The organism is Nonomuraea composti, from assembly GCF_012034275.1.
GTDB lineage: Bacteria > Actinomycetota > Actinomycetes > Streptosporangiales > Streptosporangiaceae > Nonomuraea > Nonomuraea composti.
Window position 1 is genome coordinate 281,715 of the sequence record NZ_JAATEP010000004.1, and the last position, 18,338, is coordinate 300,052.

At 70.6% G+C, this 18,338-nt stretch carries 15 protein-coding genes; 5 read left to right on the plus strand and 10 right to left on the minus strand.

The window, feature by feature from the left end; translation table 11 throughout:
• Positions 1-21: 21 nt before the first annotated feature.
• The 6 genes from HCN51_RS08695 to HCN51_RS08720 all read right to left on the minus strand — a co-directional run bounded on the left by HCN51_RS08695 (position 22) and on the right by HCN51_RS08720 (position 7,327).
• Positions 22-1,392 carry a GH1 family beta-glucosidase gene (locus HCN51_RS08695; protein ID WP_168008494.1) on the minus strand — a complete coding sequence of 457 codons (1,371 nt, stop codon included), beginning with the start codon at positions 1,390-1,392 and terminating at the stop codon, positions 22-24.
• Positions 1,389-2,192 carry an ABC transporter permease subunit gene (locus HCN51_RS08700; protein ID WP_168008496.1) on the minus strand — a complete coding sequence of 268 codons (804 nt, stop codon included), beginning with the start codon at positions 2,190-2,192 and terminating at the stop codon, positions 1,389-1,391. The genes HCN51_RS08695 and HCN51_RS08700 overlap by 4 nt, the downstream gene beginning before the upstream one ends.
• On the minus strand, positions 2,189-3,151 hold the full coding sequence (locus HCN51_RS08705; protein WP_168008498.1) for a carbohydrate ABC transporter permease: 963 nt from the start codon (positions 3,149-3,151) through the stop codon (positions 2,189-2,191). Before HCN51_RS08705 ends, HCN51_RS08700 begins: the two co-directional genes overlap by 4 nt.
• Positions 3,148-4,452, minus strand: a complete 1,305-nt coding sequence (locus HCN51_RS08710) for an ABC transporter substrate-binding protein (protein ID WP_168008500.1) — start codon at positions 4,450-4,452, stop codon at positions 3,148-3,150. The genes HCN51_RS08705 and HCN51_RS08710 overlap by 4 nt, the downstream gene beginning before the upstream one ends.
• A 153-nt stretch (positions 4,453-4,605) precedes the next feature.
• Positions 4,606-5,496, minus strand: coding sequence for a serine/threonine-protein kinase (locus tag HCN51_RS08715; protein WP_168008502.1), 891 nt, complete (start codon positions 5,494-5,496; stop codon positions 4,606-4,608).
• Between the two features lie 40 nt (positions 5,497-5,536).
• Positions 5,537-7,327, minus strand: coding sequence for an N-6 DNA methylase (locus HCN51_RS08720; protein WP_168008504.1), 1,791 nt, complete (start codon positions 7,325-7,327; stop codon positions 5,537-5,539).
• 77 nt (positions 7,328-7,404) lie between these two features.
• Between HCN51_RS08720 and HCN51_RS08725 the strand changes: the two genes are divergently transcribed.
• Both HCN51_RS08725 and HCN51_RS08730 read left to right on the plus strand, forming a co-directional pair.
• Positions 7,405-8,175, plus strand: coding sequence for a PP2C family protein-serine/threonine phosphatase (locus tag HCN51_RS08725; RefSeq protein ID WP_080042572.1), 771 nt, complete (start codon positions 7,405-7,407; stop codon positions 8,173-8,175).
• A gap of 181 nt (positions 8,176-8,356) precedes the next feature.
• A complete protein-coding gene (locus tag HCN51_RS08730) occupies positions 8,357-9,349 on the plus strand; it encodes a CHAP domain-containing protein (RefSeq protein WP_168008514.1) in 993 nt (330 codons plus the stop codon).
• Positions 9,350-9,584: 235 nt separating this feature from the next.
• On the opposite strand, the gene HCN51_RS08735 is transcribed toward HCN51_RS08730, so the two are convergent.
• On the minus strand, positions 9,585-10,637 hold the full coding sequence (locus HCN51_RS08735; protein WP_168008516.1) for a glucose 1-dehydrogenase: 1,053 nt from the start codon (positions 10,635-10,637) through the stop codon (positions 9,585-9,587).
• A gap of 105 nt (positions 10,638-10,742) precedes the next feature.
• Here HCN51_RS08735 and icmF point away from each other — a divergent pair, with 105 nt between their 5' ends.
• Positions 10,743-13,934, plus strand: a complete 3,192-nt coding sequence (icmF, locus tag HCN51_RS08740; RefSeq protein ID WP_168008518.1) for a fused isobutyryl-CoA mutase/GTPase IcmF — start codon at positions 10,743-10,745, stop codon at positions 13,932-13,934.
• Between the two features lie 87 nt (positions 13,935-14,021).
• Positions 14,022-14,522 (plus strand): thiol peroxidase, encoded by a 501-nt coding sequence (gene tpx, locus HCN51_RS08745; RefSeq protein WP_168008520.1) that lies wholly within the window; start codon positions 14,022-14,024, stop codon positions 14,520-14,522.
• Between the two features lie 79 nt (positions 14,523-14,601).
• Here tpx and HCN51_RS08750 read toward each other — a convergent pair whose 3' ends face one another.
• Together HCN51_RS08750 and HCN51_RS08755 are read right to left on the minus strand one after the other, a co-directional pair.
• On the minus strand, positions 14,602-15,534 hold the full coding sequence (locus HCN51_RS08750; RefSeq protein ID WP_168008522.1) for a TIGR03619 family F420-dependent LLM class oxidoreductase: 933 nt from the start codon (positions 15,532-15,534) through the stop codon (positions 14,602-14,604).
• Positions 15,535-15,538: 4 nt separating this feature from the next.
• Positions 15,539-16,330, minus strand: a complete 792-nt coding sequence (locus HCN51_RS08755) for an SAM-dependent methyltransferase (RefSeq protein WP_240972595.1) — start codon at positions 16,328-16,330, stop codon at positions 15,539-15,541.
• Positions 16,331-16,425: 95 nt separating this feature from the next.
• On the opposite strand from HCN51_RS08755, the gene HCN51_RS08760 reads away from it, so the two are divergent.
• A complete protein-coding gene (locus HCN51_RS08760; protein ID WP_168008526.1) occupies positions 16,426-17,175 on the plus strand; it encodes a helical backbone metal receptor in 750 nt (249 codons plus the stop codon).
• A gap of 2 nt (positions 17,176-17,177) precedes the next feature.
• Here the strand turns inward: HCN51_RS08760 and HCN51_RS08765 are convergent, their stop codons facing one another.
• The gene (locus HCN51_RS08765) at positions 17,178-18,335 is read right to left on the minus strand and encodes an ROK family transcriptional regulator (RefSeq protein ID WP_080042564.1); all 1,158 of its coding nucleotides are present in this window, start codon (positions 18,333-18,335) and stop codon (positions 17,178-17,180) included.
• Positions 18,336-18,338 lie beyond the last annotated feature (3 nt).

Sequence of the window (18,338 nt, forward strand, 5' to 3'; positions counted from 1 at the left end):
AGGGAGAGCACGTCCAAGAATCTACAGGCCGTTCCTGCCGATCACGTCCCGGTACCACAGCGCGCTGTCCTTGAGCACCCGCTCCTGCGTCGAGTAGTCCACGTGCACGATGCCGAAGCGGCGCCGGTAGCCCTCGGCCCACTCGAAGTTGTCCAGCAGCGACCACACCAGGTAGCCCCGCAGGTCGGCGCCCGCCTCGATGGCGCGGTGCACCTCGCGCAGGTGCCCGTCCAGGTACGCCACCCGCTCGTCGTCGTGCACGCGGCCGTCCTGGACGACGTCGTCGAAGGCGGCGCCGTTCTCCGTGACCATGAGGCCGACCTGCGGATAGTCCTGCGAGAGCCGCACGAGCAGCCGCGACAGGCCGTCGGGCACGATCGGCCAGCCCATCGCGGTGGTGGGCGCGTCCGCGGTGGCGAACCTGACGTCCTCGGATCCCGGCCAGGCGGCGTCGGCCGGCAGGCCGGGGCCCGACTCGACGACGCACGGGTTGTAGTAGTTGACGCCGATCAGGTCGAGCGGCGCGTTGATCAGCTCCAGGTCGCCGTCCTGGATGTGCTCCGTCCCGCCGTTGCGGGCCGCCGCCTCCAGCACCTCCCGCGGGTACGTCCCGTACACGGCCGGGTCGAGGAACTGCCGGGTCAGCAGCGCGTGGATGCGGTGCGCCGCGGCCGCGTCCGCCTCGTCCGGCACCGCCGAAGGGTCGTTGACCTGGGCGGGGGTCAGGACGGGCGCGGAGTTGACGACCAGCATGAGGGTGCGGGCGCCGGCCGCGCGCAGCCGCCGGGCCGCCAGGCCGTGGCCGAGCAGCAGGTGGTGGGCGGAGCGCAGGGCGTCGGCGGGGCTGCGGCGGCCGGGCGCGTGCACGCCGTTGCCGTAGCCGAGGAAGGCGGCCACCCAGGGCTCGTTCAGCGTGGCCCAGTTGTCGACGCGGTCGCCGAGCCGGGCGTGCACGGCTTCGGCGTAGTCGGCGAAGCGGGCGGCGGTGTCGCGGTCGGTCCAGCCGCCGCGGTCTTCGAGCGCTTGGGGAAGATCCCAATGATAGAGCGTGACATAAGGCGAGATTCCGGCGGCTAGCAGCTCGTCCACGAGCTGGTCGTAGAACGCCAGGCCGCGCGGGTTGACCGGGCCCGCGCCGTCCGGCTGGATGCGCGGCCACGCCACCGAGAACCGGTAGGCCGCCAGCCGCAGCTCGCGCATCAGGGCGATGTCGTCGCGGAAGCGGTGGTAGTGGTCGCAGGCGACGTCGCCGGTGTCGTCGCCCGCCACGTTCCCGGGGGTGTGGGAGAAGGTGTCCCAGATCGACTGGCCCCGCCCGTCCTCCTTGACCGCCCCCTCGATCTGGTAGGAGGCCGTGGCGGCGCCCCAGACGAAGTCCTCGGGAAACATCATCCCTTAACAGCTCCTTGCATGATTCCACCGATGATTTGCTTGCCGAACAGGGCGAAGACGGCCACGAGCGGCAGCGTCCCGATCGCCGTCCCGGCCAGGCCGAGGACGTAGTCGTTGACGTACCCGCTGGCCAGGGTCGAGAGCGCCACCTGGACGGTCGGATTGTCCGGGTTGAGCACGACCAGCGGCCAGAAGTAGTCGTTCCAGGCCGACATGAACGTCAGCATGCCCAGCACCGCCGCCGCGGGCCGCGCGGCGGGCAGCACGACGTGCCAGAACAGACCCCACGTGGAGCAGCCGTCCACCCGCCCGGCCTCCAGCAGCTCCGTGGGCAGGGCGCGTGAGAGGTACTGGGTCATGAAGAACACGCCGAACGCGTTGACCAGCGCCGGCACGATCAGCGCGTAGGTGGTGCCGGTCCACTCCAGCTTCACCATGAGCATGTAGAGCGGGATGATGCCGAGCTGGGCGGGGACCATCATGGTCGCGACCGTGATCACCAGCATGACGTTCCTGCCCCTGAACGCCAGCTTGGCGAAGGCGAACCCGGCCAGCGTCGAGAAGAACATCACCGCGATCGAGATCGACCCCGCCACGATGACCGAGTTGACCAGCGCGAGCCCGAACGGCACCGTGTCGAAGACCCGGGCGACGTTGGCGAAGAAGTTCCCGCCGGGGATCAGCGGCGGCGGCACCTCGGCCAGCGCCGAGTTGTGCCGGGAGGCCACCACGACGCTGTAGTACAGCGGGAACGCCGAGAAGAACGCCACCGCGGTCAGGGTCAGATAACGCAGTCTCACACCAGGCCGCCCTTCACCCTGCGCGTGATCAGGAAGTTGATCCCGGCCACGACCACCACGGCCACGAACATCAGCCACGACGCCGCCGAGGCGTAGCCGAAGTCGAACGTCGAGTTCGCGAAGCCCTGCTCGTAGACGAACAGCGCCAGCGTCTGGAACTGCCGGTCGGGGCCGCCCGTGGCGATGCCGCCACCGCCGCCGCTGCTCTGCCCGAACAGCATCGGCTCGGCGATGATCTGCATGGCGCCGATCGTGGAGACGATGACCACGAAGATGATCGTCGGGCGGATCATCGGGATCGTGATCCGGCGCAGCTGGGTGAGGTTGCTCGCGCCGTCCAGGGTGGCGGCCTCGTACAGCTCGCGCGGGACGGCCTGCATGGCGGCCAGGAAGATGAGCGCGTTGTAGCCCGTCCAGCGCCACATGATCATGACCGAGAGCGCGACGTGCGAGGTGGCCGTGCCCGCCGCCCAGTCGATGTGGCCGACCCCGAACCACGACAGCATCCAGTTGATCAGGCCGAAGTCCCGGCCGAAGAGCTGACTGAAGATCACCACGACCGCCACGACGCTCGTGACGTTCGGCAGCAGCAGGGAGATCCGGAACAGGGTCTGGAAGCGCAGCCGCCGGTTCAGCAGGTGCGCCAGCCAGATGGCCAGCGCCAGTTGCGGCACCGTCGACAGCACGCCGATCGACAGGGTGTTGAAGGTGGCGTTCCAGAAGTACTCGTCGGCGAGCAACGTGGAGTAGTTGCCCAGGCCGACGAACTCCTGGGTGTCGGACAGCAGCGTCCACTCGTGCAGGCTCACCCAGGCCGTGTAGACCAGCGGGAACAGCCCGAAGGCGCAGAACAGCAGGAAGAACGGGGCCACGTAGGCGTACGGCGACACCCTCACGTCGAGGGTGTGCCGCACGCTGCGCCTACGCCGTCGCGTGACCGCGAGGGGAAGGGTGCTCATTTGATCTTCTTGACGTCCTCGAGCACCTGCGCCCACGCCTCGTCCGGCGTCTGCTTGCCCTGCTCGACCCGGCCGAGCCCGTTGCCGATGGCCGTGCGCACGTCGGCCTCCTTGGGGCCGAGGTGCTGCGGCTTGAGCGCCTTTGCGGCGTCGGAGTAGATCTTGCCGATGGGGGCGTCGCCGAAGAACGGCTTGGTGAAGTTCTGGATCGACGGGTCGTCGTACAGGGCCGGGATCGACGGGAACGTGCCCTCCTCCTTGAAGACCTTGGCCTGGTTCTCCTTGGAGGTGAGGAAGTCGATCAGCTCGGCCGCCTCCTTCGGGTGTTTGCTCTGCTTGGGCACCATCAGGTGCGAGCCGCCGCTGTTGCCGGAGCCGCCGGGCACGGAGGCGATGTCCCACTTGCCGGCCGAGTCCTTGGCCTGCTCCTGGATGAAGCCGGTCATCCAGGCCGGACAGATGATCGTGGCGAACGAGCCCTTGGCGAAGCCGGTGTTCCACGGCGGCGAGAAGGCGGCCAGCTTGGCGGTCAGGCCGTCGGCGGTGAGCTGGTTCGACAGGTCCCACGCCTTCTTCACGTCGGGGTTGGAGGCGACGATGATGTTGTCCTGGGCGTCGTACAGGCCGACGGGCGCCTGGTTGACCATCGCGCGGAAGATCTCACCGGGGGAGTCCACGAACTTCGCGCCGGCCACGTTCGCCGCGGCGAACTTCTTGCCCGTCTCGATGTACTGCTCCCACGTCGGCCACAGCGCCGACACCTCGTCGCGCTTGTCGGGCAGGCCGGCCTTCTTGAACAGGTCCTTGCGGTAGCACATGGCCAGGCCGCCCACGTCGGTGCCGAGGCCGAGGACCTGCGTGCCGTCCTTGCTGAGGCCCTGCTGCCACTTCCAGTCGAGGTAGTCGGCCTGGCGCTTGTCGAGCCCGTACTGCTTGAGGTCGACGAACTTGTTCGGCTGGGCGGTGAACGTGCTGATGTAGCCCACCTCGACCGCCGCGACGTCCCCCGCGCCGGCGTTGGTGGCCAGCCGCTTGACCAGGTTGCTGTGGTGGTCGTTGAACTGCGTGACGTTCTCGACGATCTCGATGTTCGGGTGGGTCTTCTTGTACTCCTCGTAGAGCGGCTTGAAGCCGAAGTCGCCGAACAGGTCGACGGTCAGCTTGATCTTCTCTCCGGGCTTGGCGCTCGACTCGGTGGTGGTGCCGCCTGCGCCGCCACCTCCTCCGCCGCACGCCGTCGCCAGGGCGAGGACGGACGCGGTGAGCAACGGCAGGCCGAGCCGCCGGATGCGAGGGGCCATGGGAAACCCTCCTGGGTCGTGCTTGGGGGATGACTGAGAGAGCGCTCTCTCACGAGAGTCGTGGTGCTCCCCTCCTGCTGTCAACGGGGGTCAAATAACGATCAGCGTTATCTAAGAGAGCGATCTCTCAACGCGCGGTCGCACGGGGAGGCGTCAGCCGGTGAGGGCGCGGCCGGCCATCCGGGCGTACATACGGCCCGGGCTCGGCTCCCGCGTCAGGAAACCCGGCAGCATCGGCAGGTTCACCGCGAACGGGTCGAGCCGCTCGTACAGCTCGTCGGCGTCGGCGGGCCGGTCGTCCGGCTGCTTCTCCAGCAACTGCGCCAGCAACGCGCTCAGCGGCTCCGGCAGCCCCGGAATCTCCGGCGGGCGCTCCTTGACCTGCTTCTCGAAGACCACGTAGTCGGTCGGGCCGGTGAAGAGCTGCCGGCCGCTCAGCATCTCGTGCAGCACGCAGCCCAGCGCGTACAGGTCGCTGCGCGGCTCCGCCACGCCGTGCTGGATCTGCTCCGGAGCCATGTACGCCGGAGTGCCCAGGATCTGGCCGATCCTCGTGAACGTCGTGACCTCCGACTCCCGGAGCATGGCCAGCCCGAAGTCGAGCACCTTCACGCTGCCGTCGGGGCAGAGCATGAGGTTCGTCGGTTTGAGGTCCCGATGGCAGATCGCCAGCGCGTGCGCCGCCGACAGCACCGCGCACGCCTGCGCCGCGATCGCCGCCGCCCACGGCACCGGCAGCGGGCCGTGCTCGTGCACCAGGTCGGCCACCGTGACGCCCTCGATGAACTGCATCACCTGGTAGAGCCGCTGCTCGTGGGTGCCGAAGTCGTACAGGACGGGCGCCCCCGGATGCTCCAGCCGGGCCAGGATCCGCGCCTCCCTGATGAACCGGCGCTCCAGCTCGTGATCCGGCCCGCTGGGCAGCCGCAGCAGCTTCACCGCCACCCGCCGGTCGAGGTGGCGGTCGTGGCCCGCGTAGACCGCTCCCATGCCGCCCTGCCCAAGAGGAAGGTCGTCGAGCTCATAGCGGTCACCGATGACCATCAACGCCCCTCCCGCAGCCTTTCGGGGAAAAACTACACCGTCAGGACTGCGGGTGCAGGTGGCCGTCCGCGAGGCCGTCGAGGCCCAGCCGGATCAGCGTCTGCCCCAGCGTCGAGGTCTCCCGGATGGCGTCCTCCAGCACGGCCAGTTGCCTGAACGCCTCGCCGTACGCCTTCTGCTCCTTCAACGACAGCCGCGGCAGGCGGGTGCGCCGCACGTCGAACCTGCTGGAGCCGGTCGTCACCCGCCCGCCGGCCGCCCGCAGGAAGCCGGCCAGGAAGTCGGGGTCGAGCCGGCGCGCGTCCACTCGGTAGAGCGTCAGGTGCGGCCCCAGCACGGCCCCGCCGCCGTCCTCCACCACCCGCACGGCCGAGTACGAGGCCACCACGTCACCGGGCTGGACCGGCACCAGCCCCTGCTGCATGGTCGTCAGCCCGGACGGCGCGCCGCCCGACAGCACGTCGTCGGAGGTCAGGACCGGCACGTCGCCGCCGTCGGCGGCCATCTTCGGCGGAGCCTGCGACGTCGTCACCAGCCCCTCCTTGATCAGGTCGCCCAGCGTCGTGGCCGGCTGGTCGAGCGGCTGCTCCAGCACCTTCAGGTCGGGCGGCACGGCCGCCGCCGCCAGGAACCGGTCGCGGGCCTCGGCGAACGCCCGGCCCACATCGTCGCGCCGCTGGTGTCGCGCCGGGGTCATGTCGACCTCGTCGGCCAGCAGGTCGATGATGCGTACGGTCTGGTCGGAACGGTCCTCCAGGTACGCCTGCCAGGCCGGCTCGACCACCGACAGGTCGGCCGTCGCGTCGAGGATCAGCACCTCCGACGGCGGCCGCTCCCCGGCCGCCGGGCGGCGCAGCAGCCACAGGTCGGAGCCGGGCAGCGCGACGACCGCCCGGAGCGCGCCCGCGCGCAGCAGGTTCGCGCGGATGCGGCGGCCCGCCTTGCGGCTCGCGGCGGCCGGCGGCATCAGGATCGCGACCAGGCCGCGCGGCTTGACGTGCGTGAGGCAGTGCTGCACCCAGGCCAGCTCCGGCTCGCCGCGCGGCGGCAGGCCGTACTCCCAGCGCGGGTCGCCGGTCAGCTCCTCGTAGCCCCAGGCCCGCTCGTTGAACGGCGGATCGCACACGACCGCGTCGGCCCGCTCGCCCGCGAAGCCGTCGTTCCTCATGGAATCGCCCGCCACGATCCTGGCCTCCACGCCGCGCAGCACCAGCCTGGAGGCGGTGATGGCGGCGGAGGTCTCGCTGAGCTCCTGCCCGAGCACCCTGGCGCCCTGCTCCAGGGCGGACGGGGCGAGCAGCAACGTGCCGACCCCGCAGGCGGGGTCGAGCACGGTCGCGCCGGGCGCGCCCACGAGCCGCACCATCAGCGCGGCGACGTCGTCACGGGTGACGGAGAGCTGGCGGGAGTGGGCTTCGAGGTAACGCTCGCACAGGAACTCGTACGCGGTCAGCGCGCCGTGCTGCTCACCCAACTCCCGCACGAGCTCGGCGAGCTCGTCATCAAGCCCACCACCGGTTGATGAGGGGTTTTCAGCATCGACCGACCTGGTCAGCAGGGCTCCGGCCTGGGCCACCAGCTCGCCCAGCCGCAAATCCCCCGCGGCTTTCAGGCGTTGCCAGACCCGATCTCCCAGCGATACCTGGTAGGACTTCCCATAGCGCCGCAGCCAGGACTCGACCTGCCGCAGCGAGAACAGCGGCTGGTTGGCGGTGCCGCCGATGGGCTGGGGGAAGTCGTCGTGGCGACGTCGCCAGTTGCTCACCGCGGCACGCCCGACACCCGCGAGCCGGGCGATGTCCCCGGCGTTCACGGTCGGGTCGTGGCTCATGGTGCCCACAGTAGTTCACATCGAGTCTTCAGCGCATCTGCTTGTGAAGTCTTTCAACCAATGATTTACTGCTGGGTATGAAGCACAACATCCGCTATGCCGCCGGATCAGACGTGGGCCGCCGCAGGGAGCAGAACGAGGATTCTGGCTACGCGAGCGGCCGGTTGCTCGTGGTGGCTGACGGGATGGGTGGACACGCGGCCGGCGAGCTGGCGAGCTCGGCGGCGATCGCCGTCATGCGCGAGCTGGATGCCACGCTTCCCGAGACGGGCTCCGACCTGGAGGCGGCCCTGGAGGGCGCCGTGCACGAGGCGGCACGCAGGCTGGTCGAGCTGGCCGACATCGACCCCGCCCGCAGGGGCATGGGGACCACGGTGACCGCCATGCTGTGGGATGGCTACCACTTCGCCCTGGCTCATCTCGGTGACTCCCGCGGATACTTGCTTCGTGATGGCGCGCTCTACCAGATGACCAAGGATCACACACTTGTGCAGTCGATGGTGGACGAAGGCCGGATAACGGAGGATCAAGCCGCCGTGCACCCCCGCCGTTCGATGGTGCTGCGGGTGCTGGGCAGCGAGGGCAGGGCCGAGCCTGACATGGCGCTGCGCGAAGCCGAGCCTGATGACCGCTACCTCCTCTGCTCCGACGGGCTCACGACCGTGCTCGGGCCCGAGATGCTGCACGAAGTGCTGACCACGGTGGCAGACCCGGCGGCGTGCGTCCAGCGGCTCATCGACCTGGCGAACGAGGGAGGTTCGCCGGACAACGTGACCGTGATCGTCGCCGACGTCGTCGGGCCCGGCATGGGCGACGAAGGCGTCTACCGGGTGGGTGCAGGCTCCTAGTACGGGCAGTGGCTCGTCCCATCAGTCCCAGGAATCACACGACCGCAATTTATCCTCATAATTGAACATTTTCCCGGTGATACGCGCAATTCCGCGATGGCGCTACTACAGTCCATCGTGATTTGTCGGTTTTCTGGGAGGAGTCACCCTGGACCCGATCGCGGACGAGCTGCTGAAGACGGTGCGGCAGGAACTCGGCTACAAGGAGAAGAGCGGCCAGTTCACCAAGTTCGGCCAGTGGTACGCGGATCGCGTCCAAGACACCCAGTACCGCGACGCGCCATGGTGCGACATGTTCCTCTCCTGGGCCGCGAACAAGTCCGGCCTCTCCGACTACGTCGGCGAGTTCGCCTGGACACCCTCCCACGCGGCCTGGTTCATCCAGCAGAACGCCTGGAGCCGCCGCCCCGAACCCGGGGCGCTCGTCTTCTACGACTGGCGCGGCGGCAAAAGCTACAAAGGCATCGACCACGTCGGGATCGTCGAACGGGTCGAAGGCCGCAAAATCCACACCATCGAGGCGAACGTCGACCGCGTCTGGCTCAAACGCAAAACCAGAGAAACGGACAAGGTCGTCGGGTACGGCATCCCGCGCCTGGTCAAGGCCAACCTGGAACGCCTGGACGAGATCCGCTCCACCGAACGCCCCTTCATCTCCCCGCCTCGCTCAGGCGACGCCCACGGATCCCCTCTGGACCTCTTAGGCACACCACCCGCGCTGCTGGCCGCCATGGTCCTCATGACCATCGTCCTCTCCCTCCGCGTCACGGGCCGCCGCCGCGGCACCCACCGCCGCCTCCCCTGGCTCCCCGGCCCCACCGCCCCTCCACCACCTTCGCCACCGACCCCCCGCGTCCCCTCCCCCCGAAACCCCCTCACGCCCCTTCGCCACTCGGCTCCGGCTGGGGAAGGAGCGCTGCCTGCTTCGGGGGCTGCGGTCCGAGACGGTGCACCACCTGCCGAGCGGGCGCCGGAACATGGCGACGCGTCACTGACGGAGGCGTCGCTGACGGACCAGGCAAAGGCACAGCCCCAGCCCCGCACGGTCGCCCCCACCGACCGCTCCGGGATGGCAAGGGTCCCGGCAGGCGCCGGCCGCTCCACCCCAAAGCCACACCCCACCACAAAGCCGCGCCCCACACCGAAGCGCCGCAAACCCTACGACGCAAGCTGACCACCGCACGGCTCGCCGGCCGGCCACCGCACGCCTTGCGCCGGGTTCCGTCGTCCACCCCCTCGCCGACCCGGCGCGGTTGCGAGCCCGCGGGTCGGCGGCGGGCTTCCCGCCCTTCCGGCGCCGGGTCGGCGGGAAGGTGTGCGGTGGAGTTCGGCGGAAGGTGCGCGGTGGCCCGCGCGGCGCATGTCGTCCCAGGGTGTCGGACGCCGTGAGACGGTGTAAGGCGGACGGGTCAGTAGGTCAGGTCGATGACGGCCTTGACGTCGTTCTCGGCGGGCTGGAACGCGTCCAGAGCGCGCGAAAGCGGAACCCGGCGCGTGATCAACCGCTCCAACCACCCCCGATCCGCCTGAGCCAAAGCTCCGGCGGCGTCCCGGTAGTGGCGGAGGTTGGCGTTGACGGTGCCGAAGATGGCGTCGTTCTCCAGGACGATGTCGCGGTTGATGACGCCGGCGTCCACCCGGTGGGTGCGCCCGCCGGGCGCGAGCCCGCACAGGCAGACGATGCCCGTGGCGGCCGTGGTGATCATGGAGTCGATGACGAGCTGCCCGGCTCCGGTGCATTCGATGATGATGTCGGGTTTGGCGTGGGAGAACGATTCCAGGGATGAGGCGGAGTGGTAGGTGCCGCCGAGTGCTTCGACGAGGTCGGATTTGAGCCCGCGGGGTGCGCGGTCGAGCACGTGGACCTCCATGCCGCGTTGCCGTCCGAGCAGGGCCGCGAGGAGGCCGATGGGGCCGGCGCCGGTGACGAGGAGGGTGTGGGGGTCGAAGTAGGCGCGTGAGCCGATGCGTTCGATCTGCTCCCAGGCTTTGGCGACCACGGACGCGGGTTCGACGAGGACTCCGACGTCGGCGAGTGCGGGGTCGAGGCGGACGGCGTAGGCGGCTTCGACGGTCCAGGTCTCGCTGCCGTAGCCGTCGATCTCCTTGATGCCGCGTTCGGTGTAGCGGCCGTTGCGGCACATGTCGAACTCGCCGTGCGCGCACGCCCCGCACGGCTCGGGGTCGGGCCGGCGGACGACGCCGACGACGAGGTCTCCGGGTGAGAACGCGGACCCGTCGGGAGACCGCAGGACGCGGCCGAGCGATTCGTGGCCGATGACCATGCGGTCGCGGCCGGGCGGCGGCCAGCCGTATTCGGCCTGGTCCAGCTCGCGGTCGGTCCCGCAGATGCCCAGGGCCAGTCCTTGGACGAGCAGTTCGCCGCGGGCCGGCTCCGGGTCGGGCACTTCTTCCACGTCGAGCGTGCCTTTCTGGCCTGGCACGAACGTCAGCGCGCGCATCGGCGTCACCCCCTTGGTAGGGCCTCTACCCCGGACACCCTTGGGAAATAGTAGGACGTCCTAGTATCTTCGGAAGGAGAGGCCTCCACGAAGGAGTGATCAGGCGTGCACGTCCCGGTTCACCCAGTACGGTTCGTGACCGCCGCGGCCCTGTTCGACGGGCACGACGCGGCGATCAACATCATGCGGCGCATCCTCCAGACCCAGGGGGCCGAGGTCATCCATCTGGGGCACAACCGTTCGGTGGACGAGATCGTCACGGCCGCCATCCAGGAGGACGTCCAGGCTGTGGCGATCAGCTCCTACCAGGGCGGCCACGTGGAGTTCTTCTCGTACCTGGTGGAGCTGCTGCGCGAGCGCGGCGCCGGGCACGTCAAGGTGTACGGCGGCGGCGGCGGGGTGATCGTCCCCGAGGAGATCGAGCTGCTGCACTCGCGCGGCGTGACCCGCATCTTCTCGCCGGAGGACGGCCAGCGGTACGGCCTGCCCGGCATGATCAACAAGCTGATCGAGGACTGCGACGTCGAGCTCGGCGACCCGCCGTCGGTGGAGGCCGTGGTCTCGGGCGACCAGGCGGCGCTGGCCCGCGCGATCACCCTCATCGAGTCGGGGCGGGCCCCGGAGGCCCTGGTGGCGGGCCTGCGCCAGGCGAAGGCGGGCAGGCAGGCCCCGGTGCTGGGCATCACCGGTACGGGCGGCTCCGGCAAGTCCTCGCTCACCGACGAGCTGGTGCGCAGGTTCCGCGTGGACAACGACGACAAGCTGCGCATCGCGATCATCGCGATCGACCCGACCCGCAGGCGCGGCGGCGGCGCGCTGCTCGGCGACCGCATCAGGATGAACAGCCTGAGCCCCCAGACCTACTTCCGCTCGCTGGCCACCAGGGGCGCGCCGAACGAGGTGCCGGCCTGCCTCGACGACGTGATCACCGCGTGCCGGGCGGCCGGCCACGACCTGGTGATCGTGGAGACGCCGGGCATCGGCCAGGGCGACGCGGGCATCGTGCCGCACGTGGACGTGCCGATCTACGTGATGACGCCGGAGTTCGGCGCCGCCTCCCAGCTCGAGAAGATCGACATGCTGGACTTCGCCGAGGCCGTGGTGATCAACAAGTTCGAGCGGCGCGGCGCCGAGGACGCCCTGCGCGACGTGCGCCGCCAGCTCGTACGCAACCGCGAGGCGTTCGGCGCCGCCCCCGACGACATGCCGGTCTTCGGCACGATCGCCGCCCGCTACAACGACGCCGGCGTCACGGCCCTCTACCACCACCTCAAGCCGCTGCTGCCGACCGGCGCGGAGAGCCCGGGGCTGCTGCCGCCGGTGGAGGGCCGCACGTCGAAGGTGTCGGCCGCGATCGTGCCGCCCGCCCGGTCCCGCTACCTGGCCGACATCGCCGAGACGGTGCGCGCGTACCACGCGGAGACGCTCGCGCAGGCGGAGGTGGCGCGCCGCCGCCAGCAGCTCGCGGCGGTCCGTGACCTGCTGAGCGAGGAGGGCGCGCGGGAGGCCGAGCGGGTGGAGGGGGAGCTGTCGGAGGAGAGCCGGGCGCTGCTCGACGGCTGGCCGGCGGTCAAGGAGCGCTACAGCGCCGACGAGCTGGTGGTGAAGGTACGCGACCGCGAGATCCACACGCCGCTCTGGCGCGAGACGCTGTCCGGCAACCGCATCCCGAGGGTGGCGCTGCCCCGCTACACCGACCACGGTGACCTGCTGCGCTTCCTCAGGAGCGAGAACCTGCCGGGCTCGTTCCCGTTCACGGCGGGGGGGTTCCCGTTCAAGCGCGACGACGAGGACCCGACGCGGATGTTCGCGGGGGAGGGCGATCCGTTCCGGACGAACCGGCGCTTCAAGCTGCTGTCGGAGGGGCAGCCGGCGACGCGGCTGTCCACGGCGTTCGACTCGGTGACGCTGTACGGGCACGACCCCGACGTGCGGCCGGACATCTACGGGAAGGTCGGTACTTCGGGGGTGTCCATCGCGACGCTCGACGACATGAAGGTGCTCTACGACGGGTTCGACCTGTCGGCGCCCAACACGTCCGTCTCGATGACGATCAACGGCCCCGCCCCGACGATCCTGGCCTTCTACCTCAACGCCGCCATCGACCAGGCCAGAGACCGCTTCCGCGCCGAGCACGGCCGCGACCCCGACGAGGCCGAGGACCGTGAGCTGAGCGCCCGCACGCTGGCCACCGTCAGGGGCACCGTGCAGGCCGACATCCTCAAGGAGGACCAGGGCCAGAACACCTGCATCTTCTCCACCGAGTTCTCGCTGCGCATGATGGCCGACATCCAGGAGTGGTTCATCGAGCACGGCGTCCGGAACTTCTACTCGGTCTCCATCTCCGGCTACCACATCGCCGAGGCCGGGGCGAACCCGATCAGCCAGCTCGCCTTCACGCTGGCCAACGGCTTCACGTACGTGGAGGCGTACCTGGCCAGGGGCATGAAGATCGACGACTTCGCGCCGAACCTGTCGTTCTTCTTCTCCAACGGCATGGACCCGGAGTACAGCGTGCTCGGCCGGGTGGCCCGCCGCATCTGGGCGGTGGCGATGCGCGAGCGCTACGGCGCCGGCGAGCGCTCGCAGAAGCTGAAGTACCACATCCAGACCTCGGGCCGCTCCCTGCACGCGCAGGAGATGAACTTCAACGACATCCGCACCACGCTCCAGGCCCTGATCGCCATCTACGACAACTGCAACAGCCTGCACACCAACGCCTTCGACGAGGCCGTGACCACCCCGTCGGCCGACTCGGTGCGCCGTGCGATGGCCATCCAGCTCATCATCAACCGCGAGTGGGGCCTGGCCCGGAACGAGAACCCGTTGCAGGGCGCGTTCATCGTCGAGGAGCTGACGGACCTCGTGGAGGAGGCGGTGCTGAGCGAGTTCGAGCGGCTGTCGGACCGCGGCGGCGTGCTCGGCGCGATGGAGACCGGCTACCAGCGCGGCAAGATCCAGGACGAGTCGATGCTGTACGAGATGCGCAAGCACGACGGCTCGCTGCCCATCGTCGGCGTCAACACGTTCACCAAGGACACCGACGAGCCGGCGCCGCACAAGCTGGAGCTGGCCAGGGGCACCGAGGAGGAGAAGCAGTCGCAGCTGCGGCGGCTGCGCGACTTCCACGAGCGGCACCGCTCCGAGGCGCCCGCCCAGCTCGCCCGGCTGCGCGAGGCCGCGATGTCGGACGGGAACGCGTTCGCGGTGCTGATGGAGGCGGTCCGGCACTGCTCGCTCGGCCAGATCACCGACGCGCTGTTCGAGGCGGGCGGCCAGTACCGGCGCAACGTCTGACGGCGGGCGCCCGTCGTGACAGGGCCTGACAGGGGACGCCGATAGGATCGCGATGCTGGGAGAACATCGCGTATCAGGAGGCTTTGCATGTCCGTGACCTTCAAGGGCAACCCCATCACCGTGGGCGGCACCTTCCCGCAGCCCGGCGACAGCGCCCCGGCGTTCCGGCTGGTGGGCGCCGACCTGGCCGAGCGCACGCTGGAGGACTTCGGCCAGAAGACCAAGGTGCTCAACATCTTCCCGAGCCTCGACACCGGCACGTGCGCGGCCTCCGTGCGCCGGTTCAACGAGATCGCCGCCGAGCACCCCGACGTGGCGGTGCTGTGCATCTCGGCGGACCTGCCGTTCGCGCAGAAGCGGTTCTGCGGCGCGGAGGGGCTGGAGAACGTGACCACGCTGTCGCTCATGCGGGGGCGCGAGTTCCTCCAGGACTACGGCGTCGCCCAGGAGTCGGGGCCGCTGGCCGGGCTGGCCGCGCGGGCCGTGGTCGTGCTCGACGGTGCCAACAAGGTCGTGTACTCGCAGCTCGTGCCGGAGATCGGCCAGGAGCCCGACTACGACGGCGCGCTGGCCGCGCTCAAGAAGTAGGCCGCACTCAGGAAGCAGGCCGCACTCAGGAAGCAGGCCGCACTCAGGAAGCAGGCCGCACTCAGGAAGCAGGCCGCGCTCAAGAAGCAGGGCACGGGCGGGGCGCCTCGTCGAGGTGCCCCGCCAGCTCGGCCTGGAAGGCCGCCGCGAGGTCGAGCAGGTGCTGGTCGCCGGTGGCGGTGTGCTGGAGGTCGAGGATGACCTCGTGCACCCCGGCCCGCGCCGCGTCGGCCAGGTAGGCGGAGATCTCGGCGACCGTGCCGCTCCTGGGCGGCGTGCCGTGCTCGGTGACCACGGGGTTGGAGCGCAGGACCATCCGCAGCGCGCCGGGGTCGCGGCCCGCCTCCTCGGCGGCCCGGCACACGGTGCGCCACATCGAGGTGAGCGCGGGGATCGGCAGCGCCGCCGTCAGCCAGCCGTCGCCCCTGCGCCCGACGCGGCGCAGCGCCGCCTCGGAGAAGCCCGCCAGGTAGAGGGGCGGGCGCCGGGCGGGCTTGGGCTCGATGTGGCTGGGCGCGATCGTCCACAGCTCGTGCTCGAACGACACCGGGTCGGTGGTCCAGATGGCCTCCAGCGCGTCGAGCGTGGCGTCGTAGCGGCGGGCCCGGCCCCGCCAGGGCACGCCGGCGGCGGCGTACTCGTCGGAGGACCAGCCCAGCCCGAGCCCGGCGTCGAGCCGTCCGCCGCTGAGGTGGTCGATCGTGGTGAGGGAGCGCGCCAGCACGGCGGGGGCGCACCAGCAGGCGTTGAGCGCGCTGGTGCCCAGCCGCACGGCGGAGGTGGCCGACGCGGCCACCGACAGCACCGCGAACGGGTCGAGGAACACCCGGTGCGCCTCGGGGATCGTGCCGTCGCCGGCCGGATAGCGGTCTTTCGGCTCCAGCGGGGTCAGCAGCCGGTCGCCGGCCCACAGGCTGTGCAGGCCCATCGACTCGGCCTCCCGCGCCACCCGCAGCACGCTGGACAGCGCCGCGAACCTGCCGTACTGCGGGACGGCCAACCCGAGTCTCATGGTCTCAGCCCTTTCTGCCCACGCCGCACAGGATCAGCGACTTCTGCGGGCCGTCGACGAAGTCGATCAGGTCGGCCTGCTCGGGCCGCCACTCGGGCAGCCACACCAGGCCCGGGTCCACCAGCTCGAATCCCTCGAACAGCCCGGCGATCCGGTCGCGCCCGCGCAGCGTGAGCGGCGCGTCGGCGCCGCAGTAGACCTCGGTGGCCCGTTCGGCGAAGGCGGCACCGGCATCGCCGGTGGCGTGGGACAGGACGAGGTGGCTGCCGGGCGCCAGGGCCTCGCGCAGGGTCGCGACGATCTCCTCGGGGCCGTCGGCGTCGGCGACGTGGTGCAGGACCGCCGTCAGCAGCACGCCCACGGGCCGGTCGAGGTCGAGCGCCCGCAGCACCTCAGGGTCCTTCACGATCGTGTCGGGCTCGCGCAGGTCGCCGCGCACCACGGTGGTCGCGCCCTGGCCGGCCAGCAGCGCCCTGGCGTGCACGAGCACCACGGGGTCGCGATCGACGTAGACCACCCGGGCCGAGGGCGCCAGCTCGTGCACGTGGCCCCGGGCCGGCAGGCCCGTGCCGATGTCGAGGAACTGGTCGATGCCGCGCTCCGCGAGGAAGCGCACCGCCCGGCCGAGGAAGGCGCGGTTGGCCCGCACCGCCGCCCGCAGCTCGGGTGCCACCTCGAGGATCCGCTCCGCCGCCGCGCGATCGGCGGGGAAGTGGTCCTTGCCGCCGAGACAGTAGTCGTAGATGCGGGCCACGCTGGGCGTCCGAGGATCGAAGCCGAGCGACTCACGCTGCAACCGGGGCCCCCGATCACCAGTCGACGATCTTTGCCAGGAGTCTACGGCCCCGTACCGACAGATGATCATCAAATCGGCGATCTAGGCTTGCCGATGTGGACGACACCGGAGTGCCCGTGCCGATCCCCGCGACCGTGCGGCGGATCGTCTCCCTGGTGCCCTCGCTGACCGAGTCGGTGGCGGCGACCCTGCCCGGCGCGCTGGTCGGCGCGACCGACTGGTGCTCGCACCCGGCCGACCTCGACGTGGTCCGGGTCAGGGGCACCAAGAACCCCGACCTCGACGCGATCAGGCGCCTGGCCCCCGACGTGGTGCTGGCCAACGCCGAGGAGAACCGCCCGCCCGACATCGAGGCCCTGCGCGCGTCCGGCGTTCCCGTCTGGGTGACGCGCATCGAGACGGTGGAGGAGGCGTTCACGTCGCTGGAGCGCATGTTCGCCGAGGCGTGCCGCGTGGAGCCGCCCGCCTGGCTCGCGCGGGCCCGCGAGGCGTGGCGGGAGCCGCACACCGGGCCGAGACGCACGGCGATCGTGCCGATCTGGCGCCGCCCGTGGATGGTGGCGGGCCGCGACACGTTCACCGGCGACGTGCTCAGGCGCCTCGGTGTGGACAACCTGTACGCCGCCCACCCCGAGCGCTACCCCAAGATCCCCCTCGCCGAGCTGAACGAGCGCCGGCCCGACCTCGTGGTCCTGCCCGACGAGCCGTACGCGTTCAGCGCGAGCGACGGCCCCGAGTCGTTCCCCGGGCTGACCTGCGCCCTGGTCAGCGGCCGGCTGCTCACCTGGTACGGCCCCTCGCTCGCCGAGGCCCCCGCCCTGCTGCGCCGCGCGCTCAGGTCGTGAGCTCAGGTGGTCAGCTTCGCCTGGGCGGCCAGCGCCGCGTCCACGGAGGCGGGGGAGAGCACGTGCTCCATGACGATCACCGCCATCCCGACGATCCCGGCGCGGTCGCCCAGCGAGCTGGTGACGATCTCCAGGTTCCTGGTCGTGTACGGCAGGCTCCGCCGGTACACCAGCTCCCTGATGCCCGTCAGGTAGTGCTCCCTGGTCTCGGCCATGTCGCCGGCCAGCACCAGCACGCCGGGGTTGAGCAGGCTGACCGCGGTGGCCGCGACGACGCCGAGCGTGCGGCCCGCCTCCTGGACGCGGGCGATGGCCTCCGGGTCGCCGGCCTGCACGAGCCGGACCACGTCCCGGCTGGTGGCCACGCCGAGGTCGCCGGCCAGGGCGTGGCCGCTGGCCAGCGAGGCCACGCAGCCGCGCGAGCCGCAGGTGCAGACCCGGTCGTCGGTCTCGCGCAGCCGGACGTGCCCGATGTTGCCCGCGGCCTCCTCGACGCCGCGGTAGATCTGCCCGTCGAGGATGATGCCGGTGCCGATGCCCGTGGACACCTTGATGAGGATCAGCGAGTCGGTGTCGCGCCAGAACGACCACCATTCGCCCAGCGCCATGGCGTTGGCGTCGTTCTCGACGAGGATCGGCACGTCGAACGTGGCGCCGATGGCCTCGCCCACGGGGTGGTCGTCCCAGCCCGGCATGAGGAACGACCTGATCACCCGGCCGGTCGTGTGGTCGACCGAGCCGGGCAGGTCGATGCCGATGCCGCACACCTCGCCGGCCGGCCGCCCCACGCGGTCGAGCATGCGCTGGAACGCCTCCCGCACCCACGACAGCACGGCGTCGGGGCCGAGCTCGATGCGCATCTCGGTGCGTTCCTCGGCGATGGGCCGGGCGGCGAGGTCGGTGAGCGCCACCCTGGCGTGGGTGGCGCCCAGGTCGGCCACCAGCATCAGGCGCCTGGTGGCGTCCACGTCGAGCACCGAGGGCGGTCGCCCGCCCCCGGAGGTGCCGACGCCGGACTCGTGGATGTAGCCGGCGTCGATGAGCCGGTCGAGCCGGTCGGTGATGGTCGACCGGGACAGGCCGGTGAGCTCGATCAGGTCCTTGCGCGTCCGGCAGGAGCCATCGCGGATGAGCTGGAGGATCTGCCCTGCCGTCAGCATGGT

Excerpts from the sequence above, each read along its gene's own strand:
- HCN51_RS08695 (WP_168008494.1), bottom strand. The coding sequence starts at position 1,392 with ATGATGTTTCCCGAGGACTTCGTCTGGGGCGCCGCCACGGCCTCCTAC.
- HCN51_RS08705 (WP_168008498.1), bottom strand. The coding sequence starts at position 3,151 with ATGAGCACCCTTCCCCTCGCGGTCACGCGACGGCGTAGGCGCAGCGTG.
- HCN51_RS08710 (WP_168008500.1), bottom strand. The coding sequence starts at position 4,452 with ATGGCCCCTCGCATCCGGCGGCTCGGCCTGCCGTTGCTCACCGCGTCC.
- HCN51_RS08715 (WP_168008502.1), bottom strand. The coding sequence starts at position 5,496 with ATGGTCATCGGTGACCGCTATGAGCTCGACGACCTTCCTCTTGGGCAG.
- HCN51_RS08720 (WP_168008504.1), bottom strand. The coding sequence starts at position 7,327 with ATGAGCCACGACCCGACCGTGAACGCCGGGGACATCGCCCGGCTCGCG.
- HCN51_RS08725 (WP_080042572.1), top strand. The coding sequence starts at position 7,405 with ATGAAGCACAACATCCGCTATGCCGCCGGATCAGACGTGGGCCGCCGC.
- HCN51_RS08735 (WP_168008516.1), bottom strand. The coding sequence starts at position 10,637 with ATGCGCGCGCTGACGTTCGTGCCAGGCCAGAAAGGCACGCTCGACGTG.
- tpx (WP_168008520.1), top strand. The coding sequence starts at position 14,022 with ATGTCCGTGACCTTCAAGGGCAACCCCATCACCGTGGGCGGCACCTTC.
- HCN51_RS08750 (WP_168008522.1), bottom strand. The coding sequence starts at position 15,534 with ATGAGACTCGGGTTGGCCGTCCCGCAGTACGGCAGGTTCGCGGCGCTG.
- HCN51_RS08765 (WP_080042564.1), bottom strand. The coding sequence starts at position 18,335 with ATGCTGACGGCAGGGCAGATCCTCCAGCTCATCCGCGATGGCTCCTGC.